The organism is Longispora sp. NPDC051575 (assembly GCF_040681875.1).
Classification (GTDB): domain Bacteria; phylum Actinomycetota; class Actinomycetes; order Mycobacteriales; family Micromonosporaceae; genus Longispora.
This window is the reverse complement of the sequence record NZ_JBFAZP010000003.1, coordinates 638,170-652,279: the sequence shown is the minus strand read 5'-3', so window position 1 is coordinate 652,279 and position 14,110 is coordinate 638,170. Positions and strand designations below refer to the sequence as shown.

Annotated in this window: 13 protein-coding genes; 7 read left to right on the top strand and 6 right to left on the bottom strand. The window is 73.9% G+C overall.

The features are described from left to right. Nucleotides 1-61: 61 nt before the first annotated feature. Both AB0M43_RS10350 and AB0M43_RS10345 read right to left on the bottom strand, forming a co-directional pair. A complete protein-coding gene (locus tag AB0M43_RS10350) occupies nt 62-643 on the bottom strand; it encodes an AAA family ATPase (protein ID WP_363723068.1) in 582 nt (193 codons plus the stop codon). A gap of 201 nt (nt 644-844) precedes the next feature. Then, nucleotides 845-1,678: a DUF4436 family protein gene (locus AB0M43_RS10345; protein WP_363723066.1), complete on the bottom strand. Its 834-nt coding sequence runs from the start codon at nt 1,676-1,678 to the stop codon at nt 845-847. A gap of 184 nt (nt 1,679-1,862) precedes the next feature. On the opposite strand from AB0M43_RS10345, the gene AB0M43_RS10340 reads away from it, so the two are divergent. After that, nucleotides 1,863-3,098 (top strand): MFS transporter, encoded by a 1,236-nt coding sequence (locus AB0M43_RS10340; RefSeq protein ID WP_363723064.1) that lies wholly within the window; start codon nt 1,863-1,865, stop codon nt 3,096-3,098. Nucleotides 3,099-3,107: 9 nt separating this feature from the next. Here AB0M43_RS10340 and def read toward each other — a convergent pair whose 3' ends face one another. After that, nucleotides 3,108-3,665, bottom strand: a complete 558-nt coding sequence (gene def / locus AB0M43_RS10335) for a peptide deformylase (protein WP_363723061.1) — start codon at nt 3,663-3,665, stop codon at nt 3,108-3,110. A gap of 326 nt (nt 3,666-3,991) precedes the next feature. Between def and AB0M43_RS10330 the strand changes: the two genes are divergently transcribed. Continuing rightward, nucleotides 3,992-4,588 (top strand): hypothetical protein, encoded by a 597-nt coding sequence (locus AB0M43_RS10330; RefSeq protein WP_363723059.1) that lies wholly within the window; start codon nt 3,992-3,994, stop codon nt 4,586-4,588. Between the two features lie 81 nt (nt 4,589-4,669). Beyond that, a complete protein-coding gene (locus tag AB0M43_RS10325; RefSeq protein ID WP_363723057.1) occupies nt 4,670-5,428 on the top strand; it encodes a VOC family protein in 759 nt (252 codons plus the stop codon). Nucleotides 5,429-5,443: 15 nt separating this feature from the next. Here the strand turns inward: AB0M43_RS10325 and AB0M43_RS10320 are convergent, their stop codons facing one another. Further along, nucleotides 5,444-6,493, bottom strand: a complete 1,050-nt coding sequence (locus AB0M43_RS10320; protein WP_363723055.1) for a phosphotransferase — start codon at nt 6,491-6,493, stop codon at nt 5,444-5,446. Between the two features lie 151 nt (nt 6,494-6,644). Beyond that, on the bottom strand, nt 6,645-6,905 hold the full coding sequence (locus AB0M43_RS10315; RefSeq protein WP_363723052.1) for a helix-turn-helix transcriptional regulator: 261 nt from the start codon (nt 6,903-6,905) through the stop codon (nt 6,645-6,647). A gap of 36 nt (nt 6,906-6,941) precedes the next feature. Between AB0M43_RS10315 and map the strand changes: the two genes are divergently transcribed. Then, the gene (gene map / locus AB0M43_RS10310; RefSeq protein WP_363723050.1) at nt 6,942-7,709 is read left to right on the top strand and encodes a type I methionyl aminopeptidase; all 768 of its coding nucleotides are present in this window, start codon (nt 6,942-6,944) and stop codon (nt 7,707-7,709) included. Nucleotides 7,710-7,738: 29 nt separating this feature from the next. Here map and AB0M43_RS10305 read toward each other — a convergent pair whose 3' ends face one another. Continuing rightward, the gene (locus AB0M43_RS10305; RefSeq protein ID WP_363723048.1) at nt 7,739-8,437 is read right to left on the bottom strand and encodes a response regulator transcription factor; all 699 of its coding nucleotides are present in this window, start codon (nt 8,435-8,437) and stop codon (nt 7,739-7,741) included. Between the two features lie 92 nt (nt 8,438-8,529). On the opposite strand from AB0M43_RS10305, the gene AB0M43_RS10300 reads away from it, so the two are divergent. The 3 genes from AB0M43_RS10300 to metH all read left to right on the top strand — a co-directional run bounded on the left by AB0M43_RS10300 (nt 8,530) and on the right by metH (nt 14,073). Next, nucleotides 8,530-9,489, top strand: a complete 960-nt coding sequence (locus tag AB0M43_RS10300; RefSeq protein ID WP_363723046.1) for a LysR family transcriptional regulator — start codon at nt 8,530-8,532, stop codon at nt 9,487-9,489. A 318-nt stretch (nt 9,490-9,807) separates the two neighbouring features. Further along, nucleotides 9,808-10,290, top strand: a complete 483-nt coding sequence (locus AB0M43_RS10295) for an SRPBCC domain-containing protein (RefSeq protein ID WP_363723045.1) — start codon at nt 9,808-9,810, stop codon at nt 10,288-10,290. A 165-nt stretch (nt 10,291-10,455) separates the two neighbouring features. Then, nucleotides 10,456-14,073, top strand: coding sequence for a methionine synthase (gene metH, locus AB0M43_RS10290; RefSeq protein ID WP_363723043.1), 3,618 nt, complete (start codon nt 10,456-10,458; stop codon nt 14,071-14,073). Nucleotides 14,074-14,110 lie beyond the last annotated feature (37 nt).

Below are 14,110 nucleotides of genomic sequence, written 5' to 3'. Positions count from 1 at the left end.
GTCGGCCGGCGCCGCCGGTGCCCGGTCGGGAACTCCTGGACCCCGGCGGGCCGGCCCGGGTTCAGGAGCCCGTCGGGCCCGACGCGCGCCCGGCGTCCGGTCGCCCGCCGTCGGCGAAGGCCACGACCTCCGCGAGTCCCGGGTCGTAACCGTCCGTGGTGTCCACCCGCAGGGTCGGCACGGCCAGCGAGATCGGGACGAACGCGGCCGGCGGCGGACTACCCAGCAGCCCGTTGTCGTCGTGCGCGGCCCGCAGCGGGTTGCCCTCCGCCCGCCGGGCGATCCGGGCGCGGGCCACACGGGGGTCCACCGCGCAGTGGACGACCCGGACCGACGCGAGGTCGGCGAGCCGGTCCAGGCCGGGTCGCCAGCGCATGTCCTGGAAGGCGGCCTCGGCGACCACGGTCACGCCCGCCGCGAGCAGAAGGCCGAGGACGTCGAAGAACGTCCCGAACGTCCGGCGGGTGAGCGGGTCGTCCGGGCCGGCGGTGAAGCCGGGCGTGGCGTGGACCATGCCCTCCTTGATCTCGTCCCGGCAGATCGCGGGGCAGCCGACCGCGCGGGCGATCGCGTGCGCGAGGGTGGTCTTGCCGGTACCCGGCGGGCCGCTGACGACGATCAGGGTGGGGCGGGACACGGGCACGGGTGCGACCTCCTGGCGGTGGACTCGGGGACCGGACTCCGGGCGCCGACCGGCCGAGTCTGCCATCCGGACACCGGCCTGTCCGACCCGTGCCCCACAGCCGCGACCCCCGCTCCGGAGCCGGCTGACGCCCCAGGCGGCCGGGCGCGGCCGGCGACGCGCCCCCGCACCGACGCCTTCAGGGCGGCCCGGCGCGGGAGCCTATTGCGGGGCGCGTTCCGTGCGCACCCCGACGGCCGCCGTCACCGCCAGGCACAGCGCGATGACCGCCTCCGCCCACAGGAACGCCGCGTAGTCCAGGACGGAGCCGATCGGGGGCAGTCCGGGCGCGGTGTTGCGGAACGCGGCGAGCGCGAAGAACGACGCTGCCATCCAGCCGAGCGCCGGCCAGACCAGTCCGCGCCGTTGGCTGACGATGATCCAGGTCCCGCCGAGCACGGCGAGGGCGAGCGCCCACATGCCCAGGATCATGAACCAGCCCATGATCAGGGAGCCGTAGGTCCGGCTGAACGACATCCTCACCGTGGACTCGTCGACCTTGCTGGCCACCCGGGCCCGGAACAGCGCGTCGTTGCTGAAGACCCGGACCGAGACGGGTACCGGCTCGCCGGCCACCTCCGCGTAGAACCCGATCTCCGCCTCGTACCCGTCGAAGGGGTACGCCGTGACCGCGTCCCCGGTCAGCCCCACCGTCAGGTCGGCGCTGGACACCCGCTGGCCGGCGGGGAACGTCAGGGAGCCGGGGCGCGACGCCGTGGTCTCGATCAGGATCTCCCGGCTGGGCGTGCCCGGGGAGCCCGGCTCGGCGTACCGGCCCAGCGGGGTGACGTCCACCCGGAGCACCAGGTCGCGGGCCGGCGCCTCGATCCGCTGCACCGAGGCGTCGATCTCGATCCGGTCGGCCGCGTCGGACTGCACGGAGAAGAGCCGGTCGCGGGCGTCGCGTTCGGTCGCGTAGAGCCAGGCGCCGACCGTGCCGGCCAGGGCCGCGACGACGAACACCGCGAGCCAGCGTACCCACCTGAACTGTCGCATTTATGCACTATATGTGGCCTTTGATCGTGCGCGGGGTAAACGGCGAGCGGTCCGGGGCGGGATCCGTTAACATCCCTTCCCGGCCCTCCGGCCAGGACTGACCATGACGCGCAGGCGTGGAGTTCGCCCATCCGCCCGCGTCGGAACCACCGTCCCGCCGGGCCATGCCGTGGGGAGACCACGCGTGAGAATTCTCCTGGACACCCGACCCCTGCGCGAGTCCCCGGCGTACCGCCGGCTCTGGATCGGCTCGGCGCTCTCCGCCGTCGGCGGCCAGATGACCGGCTTCGCCGTCGCGCTGCAGGTGTACGTCATGACCGAGTCCTCCGTGGCCGTCGGCGCCGTCGGGCTCGCCATGGCCGTGCCCTCGATCGTCGTCGGCCTGCTCGGCGGCGCGCTGATCGACGCCATGGACCGGCGCAGACTCGTCCTCATCACCAGCGGCTCCCTGACGGCCGTGTCCGTGCTGTTCGCCGTGCAGGCGTTCGCCGACCTGCGCCAGCTCTGGCTGCTCTACTGCCTCGTCGTGCTCCAGTCCCTGCTCAACGCCGTCGACGGACCCGCCCGCCGGACGTTCGCCCCCCGGCTGCTGTCCGCCGCGAGCCTGCCCGCCGGGGCCGCCCTCGGCCTGCTCACCATGCACGGCGCGGTCACGGCCGGCCCGCTGCTCGCCGGGGCGGTGGCCGCGGGCTGGGGCCTCAAGGCGTGCTACCTGATCGACGCGCTCAGCTTCACCGCCGCCCTCTACGGCGTCCTCCGGCTGCCCGCCATGCTCCCGGAGGGCGGCGCGGTCCGCCCCGGCCTGCGGGCAGTGGGGGAGGGCCTGCGGTTCGTCCGGGGCCACCGGGTCATCGCGGGCGCGTTCCTCGCCGACATGAGCGCCATGGTCCTGGGCATGCCGTTCGCGCTGTTCCCGGCGATCAACGCCGAGTACTTCGGCGGCGGCGCCGGCACCCTCGGCCTGCTCACCGCCGCCCCCGCCGTCGGCGGCATCCTCGGCTCCGCCCTGTCCGGACCGGTCGCGCACGTCACCCGCCAGGGCCGGGCCATCCTGATCGCGGGCGCGGTGTGGGGCGCGGCCCTCGCCGGGTTCGGACTGGCCAGGAGCCTGTGGCTGGCGCTGGGGCTCCTGGTCCTCGCCGGGGCCGCCGACGTGATCTCGGTGGTGTTCCGCACGGCCGTCGTGCAGGTGGCCACCCCCGACCGGTACCGGGGCCGGGTCAGCGCCGCCGAGTACGTCGTCGGGGTCGGCTGCCCGCAGCTCGGCAACTTCCGGGCCGGCGCCGTCGGGTCGCTCGTCTCGCCGGCCTTCAGCGCGGTCAGCGGCGGACTGGGGGTCGTGGTGGGGGCGGTGCTGATCGGGCTCGCGGTGCCGGAACTGCGGCGGCAGCGGGCGGAGGAGGTCGTGACGGCCAGCTGAGGCCGTGCGCTACCGGCGGTGGAACGCCACGTAGTTCTGCACCGTGGTCAGGCTCTCCAACGAGGTCATCCGGTCCAGGAACTCCACGCCGTCGAGGTGGTCCGCCTCGTGCTGGATCACCCGGGCCACGTACCCGGAGAACTCGCTCGCGACCCGCTTGCCGTCCGGCGACACGTACTCCACCGTGATGGTCTCCGCGCGCGGCACCTGGCCCATCAGCCCCGGGACGCCGAAGCAGCCCTCCCAGTCGACGATCGTGGCGTGCGAGCGGGCCACGATCACCGGGTTGACCATCTGGATCAGCGGACACTCGGTCCGGTCGGGGAACACGTCCGTGCGGCGGACCTCCACCACCATGACCTTGACGGACACCCCGATCTGCGGCGCGGACAACCCGGCCCCGTTGAGGGAGCGCAGCCGGTCCACGAGGGTGGTGAGCAGTTCGGCGACGTCGTCCACGTCGGCGACGCCCCGGGTGGGGGCCTTCATCCTCGGATCGCCGATGGTGACGATGCCCTCCCCGGCGGTGCCGGAGATCCAGCCACGGTCGCTCTGGGCAAGGGTCATGTGAACACTCCGAATCTCCCGGGGCGGGTCCGTCGAGGTCGAGGAAACGTGTGTCGCGCAGGGTTCATCTACAGTTCCATATGGACGGCCGAACGTCGAACGACACTTCTTGACGGGTACGCGACGCGCGCGGTCCACGGTGGTCCCACCGGCTCGGGGCGCCTGCCGGTCCCGGCTCGGCGGCCCCACTCCGGCCGCCTTGAGTGAACCTTGACCGGCCCCCGGCACTCTCAGCCTCAAGGACAGGGGCCCCACACCCGCCCGGCGGGCGACCGGCCCCGCCCCAGGTGTCCGACGGGACGCCGAGGACAGAGAGGCTGGACGGGATGAAACGGATACTGGTCGTGAGTTCGCTGACGTTCGCGCTGCTGACCGGGGGCGGCGCGGCGGTGGCGGCCCCGGCGGCGGCCCCCCGGCCGTACTGCGTGCTGCACCTCTCCCAGGGCGGCACCACCGACTGCTACCCGACCTTCACCGAGGCCATCGCCGACGGCACGGACGGCCGGGTCACCGACGCCCCGGCCACCACGGAGGCGGCCGGCGACGCGCTCGACCGCCGGCTCGACGCGGCGGCGGTCCCGGCCGGTTCGCCGGCGGCCCTGGCGGCGGCGGGCGGCACGGTGATCGGGATCCAGTACTGGCACATCGACTACGAGGGCGCGGCCTGGGTGGTGGAGGCCAACCACGCCTGCGACCGCGACAAGGGCTACGCCGAGTGGCAGTCCAGCTTCCCCGGCCACGCGTGGGACAACCAGATCTCGTCCGCGAAGGTGTTCGCCGGCTGCTACGCGTTCTTCTGGGACACCCCGAACTACGACGTGTACGGCGTCGCCATCGCCGGGGACACCTCGGACTTCCGGTCGATCGGCACGTGGAACCCGCGCAACTTCAACGACATGACCACCTCCATCTACTGGACCTGACCGGACCCGGGCCCCGCCGCGCGCACCGGCGGCGGGGCCCGGCACGGCGCTAGTGTGGGTGGTTTCCGAGAAGGGGGCAGCATGCCGCAGCGCACCTCGTACCCGCAGGGCACACCGAACTGGGCGGAACTCCGGACCACCGACCCGCGGGGCGCCCGCTCCTACTACGGCCGCCTGTTCGGCTGGGACTTCGCCGACACGCCGCAGGACGGGTACACCCTGGCCGTCCTGGACGGGGAGGTCGTCGCCGCGCTCACCACGGGCACCGGGCCGGCCTGGCACGTCTACCTGGCCGTGGACGACGTGGACACCGTGGCGGAGGCCGTCCCCGGCGCGGGCGGCATCGTCCTGGAGGCCCCGGCCGACGCCGGTCCGGCCGGCCGCGCCGCCGTCGTGCGGGACCCGACGGGCGCGGAGGTGGGGCTCTGGCAGGCCGGCCGGCGGCCCGGTGCGGGCCTCGTCGGCGAACCCGGCACGGTCGCCTGGAACGAACTGCTGACCGGCGACGTGGAGGCGGCCGTGCGCTTCTACCAGCGGATCGTGGGCCTCGCCCCGGAGGCCGTCGAGCTGGACCCCGCCCTCGGCGGCGTGCGGTGGAGCATGCTCAAGGCCGGCGGCGTGCCGGTCGCGGGCGTCGTGCCCGACCCCGCGCCGGAAGCGCCGGCCCGGTGGAACGTCTACTTCGGCACCGACGACATCGCCGCCTCCGCCGACCGCGCCACCGCCCTCGGCGGCACACTGCTGCTCGCGCCCACGGAGACCCCGATCGGCCCGATGGCCGGGGTCCGGGACCCGCAGGGCGCGCCCTTCAGCCTGTGGACGCCCAGGATCCCGGGCTGACGTCGGACGTGCGGGTCAGGACGCGTCGAGGTAGCTGGTGAGGTACTTCCACGACGCGGCGCTGTCCGCCGAATCCCGGTGCGGGCGGCGGAACCCGTCGACATAGACGGCGATGTCCGCCAGTTCCCACCACAGCCGGTACAGCGCCAGACCGGCCGGGTCGACGGCCCGCCCGGTCGCCCGGGTGTACCCGGCGAGGAGGTCCGCGTCGTCCGTGACCAGCCACAGGTCGCGCTCCGGCGGGCCGAGGCGCACCGTGTCCCAGTCGATGAGGTGCGGGCCGGCCGCGGTCCGCAGCACGTTGCCGGGGTGCGGTTCCCCGTGGGTGACGACCCACCGGTCCGGCGCGCCCAGCACCTGTCCGGCGAGCCGGTCGAGCTCGCCGAGCAGCCGGGTGACGTGGTCGGCGCGGGCGGCGAGCAGCGCCCGGGTCCGCTCCGCGTACGGCCCGCCGGTCCATGCCCGGTCCAGGTGCCGCAGCGCGTCCGCGAGCCGGTCCCTGCCGGGCAGTTCCCGGTCGGCCGGGGGAGGCGTGACGAGAGGGGTGGCGGCGTGCAGGGCGGCGAGGAGCCCGAGCACCTCGGCCCGGTCCTCCGCCGGGTGCGGGCCGAACCGCCCGGCGCGACCGTCGAGCAGGGGGAACACGGCGACGGCGTACCGCCCGGAGAGCCGCCACACCGTCGACCCCGTCCTGGCCGGGACCGGCGCCACCACGAATCCGAGGTCGGCGTCCCGGCGCAGCGCCACCGCGGTGTCCATGGCCAGCCCGAGCCGCCCGAACGCGGCGTCCGGATCGTCGTGTCCCAGGTCGTCGACCGTGACGAACAATGTCGGACCCTCCGCACCGGGCACTGCCGATGCTCCGGGCCGCGCGCTGGGAGCATCTGCCCCGGGAAGCGGGTCACCCGCCCTGGGCGGGCTGTCCGGCGCCCCGACCCGCGCCGCCCAGTGGTAGCTCCCGGCCCCGACCGGCAGGTATCCCACCGACCGGACCGTCACGCCCCACCCGTCGGCCAACGCCGTGACCAGCGCGGATTCCGTGACACCCTCGGGCCGGTCCTCCATGGGGCGTGATTATTCCCGACCGGCCGCCGGATCCGCCCCGCATTTCCGGCGACCGCCACCGCCTTCGTGCCCGGCGGGACGGCCACGGCCCCGGTACCCGGAGAAAGGTCCTGGGTTCGCGGGCGCCCGTGCCGCGCGGCGGACCGCCCGGTCAGGCCGCCCGCTGCTCCTCGGGCGCGGTGAGGGCCGCCAGGGTGCGCAGATCCAGGCCGAGCACCTCGGCGAGGGCCGCGACGGTGAAGAACGCGGGCGTCGCGATGGCGCCCCGCTCGATCTTGCGCAGGGTGTCCAGGGAGATGCCGGCCGCCAACGCGATCTCGGCGGCGCTGCGCCCGGCCCGGGCGACCTGGAGCGCGCGCCCCAGGGCCTGGCCGCGCCGGTGTTCCTCTGCCGTCAACGGGGTACGCACCATGCGAGTGATTGTAATCCTAGTATTATAATCTTCTCCATGGTGACCCTGAAGACTGAGAACGAGCTGGCCACGATGCGCGAGGCGGGCCGGGTCGTGGCCCGCACCCTGGCGGCCGTCGCCGACGCGGCCCGCCCCGGGACGACCCTCCTGGAACTCGACACCCTCGCCGCCGACCTGATCGCCAGCCTCGGGGCCGGATCCTCGTTCCGGGGGTACCGGCCGGCGTGGGCCCCGACCCCGTACCCCGGAGTGTTGTGTCTGTCCGTCAACGACGTGGTCGTGCACGGCATCCCCGACGGCCGGGTGCTCCGCGAGGGCGACCTGCTGTCCGTCGACTGCGGCGCGTACGTCGACGGCCTGCACGGCGACGCGGCGGTCACCGTGGCGGTCGGCGCCGTGGACGAGGCCGCCGAACGCCTGTCGCGGACCACGGCCGAGGCCCTGGCGGCCGGCATCGCCCAGGCCCGCCCCGGCAACCGGCTCGGCGACATCTCGCACGCCGTGCAGCGGGTGGCCCGCGCCGCCGGCTACGGCCAGGCCGACGGCATGGGCGGCCACGGGATCGGCTGGAAGATGCACGAGGCGCCGGACGTGCCGAACGAGGGCCGGCCCGGGCGGGGCATGCCGCTGCGCGCGGGGCTGGTGCTGGCCATCGAGCCGATGCTGATCGAGGGCGGCGGCGACGACCACCGGACCCTGGACGACGGCTGGACGGTGGCCACCCTGGACGGCAGCCGGGCGGCGCACTGGGAGCACACGGTCGCGATCACCGAGGCCGGGCCGGTGATCCTCACCCTGCCGTGAGAGGGCGACAACGCCCGGAACGCACGCCGTCAGTGCCGCGGCGCGCGCAGGGCCACGCCCCGGCTGCGGCTGCTGTGCAGGTAACAGGGCTGCTGGGCGGTCTCGCCGAGCTTGGCGCGGAGCCGGGACAGCAGGAAGTCGACGGACCGGGGCGCGGTGGCCGGCCGGCCGGGCCACAGCCGGGCGACGAGCGCGGCCCGGGACAGTTCCCGGCCGGGCCGGTCGCTGAGGCAGGCCAGCAGGTCGAACTCGGACTGGGTGAGCCGGACCGCCTCGCCGCGCAGGGTGACCTCCCGGGCGCCGGTGTCCAGCCGCAGCTGGCCCACGACCCGGGTGGCCGAGGGCGCGGGCCCCGGTACCCGGCGCAGGATCGCGGTGATCTGCGAGTCCAGGAGTTCCGGGGAGCACGGCTTGGCGGCGTAGCTGTCGGCCCCCGCGTCGAGTACCCGGGCGATCTGGGCGTCGGTCCGGCCGGCGGCGGTCACGACCACCGGCCGCCGGGCGCCCATCCGGAGGAGACGCAGGATCAGCAGGCCGTCCACGTCGGGCGCGTCGGGGTCGAGGACCACGATGTCGGGCCGGTCGTGGGTGTCGCGGGACAGGTCCGACAGCACCGCCCCGACCCGGCGCAACGGCAGGTCCTCGACCCGGTGCCCGAGGGCGGTCAGCCCCGCCGCCGTGGCCCGGCGGTCGGTGGTGTTCTCGTCGATGATCAGGATGTCCGCCATGGCGCCGTTCCCTCGGATGTGCCGCTGTCGATGACCTGAGGTTCACATCCTTCGCGCGCGGCCGGACATAACATTCGGTATAGCCTTGTGTTATGGATCTGGAGGTCCGCCACCTGCGGGCGATCTGCGCGCTCGCCGACGCGGGCAGCGTCTCGCGCGCGGCGACCCGGCTGGGCATCTCCCAGCCGGCGCTGAGCACCCTGCTGCAGAGAATCGAGAGATCCTTCGGGGGTACGTTGTTCCTCCGCAGCCGGACCGGCGTGCGCCCCACCCCGCTGGGCGAGCAGGCCCTCCGCCGCGCGCGCCTGACCCTCGCCGACCTCGACGGCTTCCTCTACGAACAGCCGGACGGCGACCGGTCCGCGCGCACGCTGCGCCTGGGTTCGGCGACGATGGCCTGCCTGGGCACCCTGCTCGCGCACGTGACGGCGGCCCTGCCCGGTACGGCCATCACGCTGCGGGTGGACTCCTCGGCCGTCACCCTGGCCCAGGCGCTCGCGCACGATCGGCTCGACGCGGCGGTGGTGCTGATGATGGACGACCACGACGTGCCGTTCGCGCCGGAGCTGGCGCAGCGCGCGCTGGTGCCCCGGGTGCCGATCTTCGTCGCGCTCGCCGAGGGCCACCGGCTCGCCGACCGGCCGGAGGTCGACCTGGCGGACCTGGCGGAGGACGCGTGGATCTCGCCGCCCGGGTCGGAGGACGGTTCGCTGGCGTCGCTGCGCGCGGCGTGCCGGCGGGCGGGCTTCGACCCCCGGGTCCGGTACGACGCGCCCGACGGCGCGGGCATCCAGCTGATCGCGGCCGGGCACGCGGTGCGCCTGGTCGAGCCGGGGGCGCCGAGCCACGCGGGGGTCGTGGTCCGCCGGCTGGCCGGGGACCCGCAGCGCGGCCGGCTGGTGTTCGGGTGGCGGCGGTCCCGGATCTCCGAACGGGACTCGGAACGGGTCTACCTGGCGGTGGCCCGGGCGTACACCGAGCACGCGGTGGCCAGCCCGACGTACGGGCCGTGGTGGGCCGCGCATCCCGAGGTGCACCCGAGGATCGAGTGAGCGGGGCCTGCCCGGCGCACTCCGGGCAGGCCCCCCTCGGGCCGGTGGGCACCCCGGCGCGCGTGCCGGGTGAGCCCGAAAGGTAGGGCGGCGCCCGCCACGCGGCAACCACGCTTAACGCGCCGCAGACCTCCTGGCCCCTCAACGTTGCCGAGGCCTTAAGGCCACATCTCTTCGCCGGGCCGAACTTGACACCGTAAAGACGCCGACCGTTGTCAGAGCCCGGAAAGAGCGGACCCCTCGACGGGTACCCACGGAATGTCGTGTTCTTCGGGGTTGTCCGGCGGTACATTTCGGTCTGGGTGACAGGGGGCAGGGATGGACGCGATCCGCCACGAGGTGTGGATCAACGCCGACCGGCCGACGGTGTTCGCCGCGCTGACGACCACCGCCGGCCTGGACGCCTGGTGGGGCCGGGCGGTGCGGGCCGAGCCGGCGGTCGGGTCGGTCACGGAGTTCGACCACGGGCTCGGCGCGCCGCTGCGGATGCGGGTCACCGACCTGGTGCCCGACCAGCGGCTGGAGTGGCGGTGCCTGTCGGCCTTCACCGAACCGGGCAACCCGGCGTCGGAGTGGCTCGGCCACCGGCTGGTGTTCGCGCTGGCCACCGTCCGGCGGGGCGACGTCGGGCCGCTCCTCGCGCCGCTGATCACCGGCGCGCGGGCCACGGTGCTGCGGTTCGAGCACGCCGGCTGGACCCGGGCCGCCCGGTGGTACCCGTTCTGCAACACCGCCTGGGGCCACGCCCTCGGCACCGATCTGCGGACCTACTGTGAGACCGACGCGGCCCCGTCGCCCTAGCCGCCGGCCGGGGAAGTCGCGCCACGCCGTGGGATCCGGTGGCGGCGGCGGCGCTCGACGGGTAGCGTCAGTTGCCAGGTCGAGAGGCGCTGCGACGGACGAAGGTCCGCCACGCTCGGCCGGTCCGGATCTCCAAGGGCGCCTCCCTACCTGGGAGGTGGACTGTTGGACAGGACTGTGACCGGCCGTGAGCAGGCACTACGCGACCTGCTCGACCAGCGGGTGGCCGTGCTCGACGGGGCCTGGGGCACGATGCTGCAGGGCGCGGGGCTGACCCCGGCGGACTACCGCGGCGACCTGCTCCCCGCGCACACCCACGACGTGACCGGTGACCCTGACCTGCTGAACCTCACCCGGCCGGACGTGATCCTGGACGTGCACCGGCAGTACCTGGCGGCCGGCGCGGACATCACCACCACGAACACGTTCACGGCCACCAGCATCGGCCAGGCCGACTACGGCCTCCAGCACCTGGTCCGGGAGATGAACCTGCGCGGGGCCCAACTCGCCCGGCAGGCGGCCGACGAGGCGGGCGGGAAGTTCGTCGCCGGGTCCATCGGGCCGCTGAACGTCACGCTGTCGCTGTCGCCCCAGGTGGAGGACCCGGCGTTCCGGGCGGTGACCTTCGACGAGGTGCGCGACTCCTACGTCGAGCAGATCCGGGCCCTGGCCGACGGCGGGGTGGACCTGCTGCTGATCGAGACGATCTTCGACACCCTGAACGCGAAGGCCGCCGTCGCCGCCGCCCGCGAGGCCGCCCCGCACCTGCCGCTGTGGATCTCGGTGGCGATCGTGGACCTCAGCGGCCGGACGCTCTCCGGGCAGACCGTGGAGGCGTTCTGGGCCTCGATCGAGCAGGCCGAGCCGCTGGTCGTCGGGGTGAACTGCTCGATGGGCGCCGAGCAGCTGCGCCCGCACGTGGCCGAGCTGTCCCGGCTGGCCGGCACGTACGTCGCCTGCCACCCGAACGCCGGCCTGCCCAACGCGTTCGGCGGCTACGACGAGACCCCGGAGGAGACGTCCGGGCTGCTGGCCGAGTTCATCTCCTCGGGCCTGGTCAACGCGGTCGGCGGGTGCTGCGGCACCAGCCCGGCGCACATCGCGCTGATCGCGGCCGCCGCGGCCGGCCAGCCGCCCCGGGTGGTGCCGGAGCTGACCCCGGAGACCCGGTTCAGCGGGCTGGAGCCGTTCTCGATCGGCCCGGACACCGGGTTCGTCATGATCGGCGAGCGGACGAACGTGACCGGTTCGGCCAAGTTCCGCCGGCTGATCGAGTCCGGCGACCACCAGAAGGCCGTGGACGTGGCCCTGGAGCAGGTCCGCGGCGGCGCGAACCTGCTCGACGTGAACATGGACGCCGACCTGCTCGACAGCGTCGCCGCGATGACGACGTTCCTGAACCTGATCGCGACCGAGCCCGAGGTGGCCCGGATCCCGGTCATGATCGACAGTTCGCGGTGGAGCGTGCTGGAGGCCGGCCTCAAGTGCGTGCAGGGCAAGGGCGTGGTCAACTCGATCAGCCTCAAGGAGGGCGAGGAGCAGTTCCTGGCCCAGGCCCGCACGATCCTGTCGTACGGGGCCGGCGTGGTCGTGATGGCCTTCGACGAGCAGGGCCAGGCCGACACCACCGAGCGCAAGGTGTCCATCTGCGGCCGCGCGTACGACCTGCTGACCGGGATCGGATTCCCGGCCGCCGACATCATCTTCGACCCGAACGTGCTGGCCGTGGCCACCGGGATCAGCGAGCACAACGGGTACGCGAAGAACTTCCTCGACGCGCTGCCCCTGATCAAGGAGCGCTGCCCTGGCGCGCACATCAGCGGCGGCATCTCGAACCTGTCGTTCTCCTTCCGGGGCAACGACATCGTCCGCGAGGCCATGCACTCGGCGTTCCTGTTCCACGGCGTCCAGCTGGGCCTCGACATGGGCATCGTCAACGCCGGCCAGCTCGCCGTGTACCAGGACATCCCCGCCGACCTGCTCGAACTCGTCGAGGACGTGCTGTTCGACCGGCGCGAGGACGCCACCGACCGGCTGGTGAGCTTCGCGGAGAACGTGAAGGGCTCCGGTACCCGTCGGGTGGTGGATCTGTCGTGGCGCGAGGCCCCGGTGGCCGAGCGGCTGTCCTACGCGCTGGTGCACGGCATCGTCGACTTCATCGAGGACGACACCGAGGAGGCGCGGCTCACGGTCGCCCGCCCCCTGGAGGTCATCGAGGGCCCGCTGATGGACGGCATGAAGGTCGTCGGCGACCTGTTCGGCGCCGGCAAGATGTTCCTGCCCCAGGTGGTGAAGAGCGCGCGGGTGATGAAGCGCTCCGTCGCCTACCTTGAGCCGTTCATGGAGGCCGAGCGGGAGGCCGACCGGCTCGCCGGCCGGGCCGACACCGGGCGCGGCCAGGGCAAGGTCGTGATGGCAACGGTCAAGGGCGACGTGCACGACATCGGCAAGAACATCGTCGGCGTGGTCCTGGGCTGCAACAACTACGAGGTGATCGACCTCGGCGTGATGGTGCCGGCGTCCGTCATCCTCGACACCGCCGTGGCCGAGCACGCCGACGCGATCGGGCTGTCGGGGCTGATCACCCCGTCGTTGGACGAGATGGTCACCGTCGCCGCCGAGATGCAGCGCCGGGGCCTCAAGCTGCCCCTGCTCGTGGGCGGCGCCACCACCTCCCGGCAGCACACGGCGGTCCGGATCGCCCCGGCCTACGACGGCGCCACGGTGCACGTCCTGGACGCCTCCCGGGTCGTCGGCGTCGTGTCCGACCTGATGAACCCCGAGCGGGCCGACGTCCTCGACGCCGAGAACCGGGTCGAGCAGGAACGGCTCCGCGAGCAGCACGCCAACCGGCAGCAGACCCCGCTGCTCACCCTGGAGCGGGCCCGGGCCAACCGGGAGGTCGTCGACTTCACGGACCTGCCGACGCCGGCCTTCACCGGTCTGCGGATCGTCGAGCCGCACCTGGACGAGCTGCGGGCGATGGTCGACTGGACGTTCCTGTTCCTGGCGTGGGAGCTCAAGGGCAAGTACCCGGCGATCCTGGAACGGCCCGAGGCCCGCGAACTGTTCGACGAGGCCAACACCCTCCTCGACCAGATCATCGCCGAGGGCTCCTTCACCGCGAAGGGCGCATACGGGTACTGGCCGGCGCACTCCGACGGCGACGACATCGTCCTCGACGGCGGCCCGGCCTTCCCGATGCTGCGCCAGCAGACCGCCAAGCCCGCCGGCCGGCCCAACCGCAGCCTCGCCGACTACGTCGCCCCCGCCGGCGACCACCTCGGCGGGTTCGCGGTCGCCATCCACGGCGCGGAGGAGCTGGCCGCCCGGTACGAGGCGCGCAACGACGACTACCGGGCCATCATGGTCAAGGCCCTGGCCGACCGGCTCGCCGAGGCGTTCGCGGAGTACATCCACCTCAAGGCGCGCCGCGACTGGTTCGAGCCCGACGCGCAGCCGGAGCTCGCCGACCTGCACGCCGAACGGTTCCGGGGCATCCGCCCGGCGCTGGGCTACCCGGCCAGCCCCGACCACAGCGAGAAGCGGGAGCTGTTCGACCTGTTGGGGGCGACGGACCTGGGCATGGCCCTGACCGAGTCGTTCGCGATGACCCCGGCGGCCAGCGTCAGCGGCCTGATCTTCGCCCACCCGGACGCGAAGTACTTCACGGTCGGCCGGCTCGGCCGCGACCAGACCGCCGACTACGCGGCCCGCCGGGGGCAGGACCTGGCGGAGGTGGAGCGCTGGCTGCGCCCGAACCTGGGCTACGAGCCCAGCTAGGGGCAAACCGCGGGGCCCCCGTCGGTTATCTTGGCCG

Bases quoted from the DNA above. Each gene is read 5' to 3' on its own strand.
- map (WP_363723050.1), top strand. From the start codon at position 6,942: ATGGTGACCCTGAAGACTGAGAACGAGCTGGCCACGATGCGCGAGGCG.
- AB0M43_RS10315 (WP_363723052.1), bottom strand. From the start codon at position 6,905: ATGGTGCGTACCCCGTTGACGGCAGAGGAACACCGGCGCGGCCAGGCC.
- AB0M43_RS10345 (WP_363723066.1), bottom strand. From the start codon at position 1,678: ATGCGACAGTTCAGGTGGGTACGCTGGCTCGCGGTGTTCGTCGTCGCG.
- AB0M43_RS10320 (WP_363723055.1), bottom strand. From the start codon at position 6,493: ATGGAGGACCGGCCCGAGGGTGTCACGGAATCCGCGCTGGTCACGGCG.
- AB0M43_RS10305 (WP_363723048.1), bottom strand. From the start codon at position 8,437: ATGGCGGACATCCTGATCATCGACGAGAACACCACCGACCGCCGGGCC.
- AB0M43_RS10325 (WP_363723057.1), top strand. From the start codon at position 4,670: ATGCCGCAGCGCACCTCGTACCCGCAGGGCACACCGAACTGGGCGGAA.
- AB0M43_RS10295 (WP_363723045.1), top strand. From the start codon at position 9,808: ATGGACGCGATCCGCCACGAGGTGTGGATCAACGCCGACCGGCCGACG.
- def (WP_363723061.1), bottom strand. From the start codon at position 3,665: ATGACCCTTGCCCAGAGCGACCGTGGCTGGATCTCCGGCACCGCCGGG.
- AB0M43_RS10330 (WP_363723059.1), top strand. From the start codon at position 3,992: ATGAAACGGATACTGGTCGTGAGTTCGCTGACGTTCGCGCTGCTGACC.
- AB0M43_RS10300 (WP_363723046.1), top strand. From the start codon at position 8,530: ATGGATCTGGAGGTCCGCCACCTGCGGGCGATCTGCGCGCTCGCCGAC.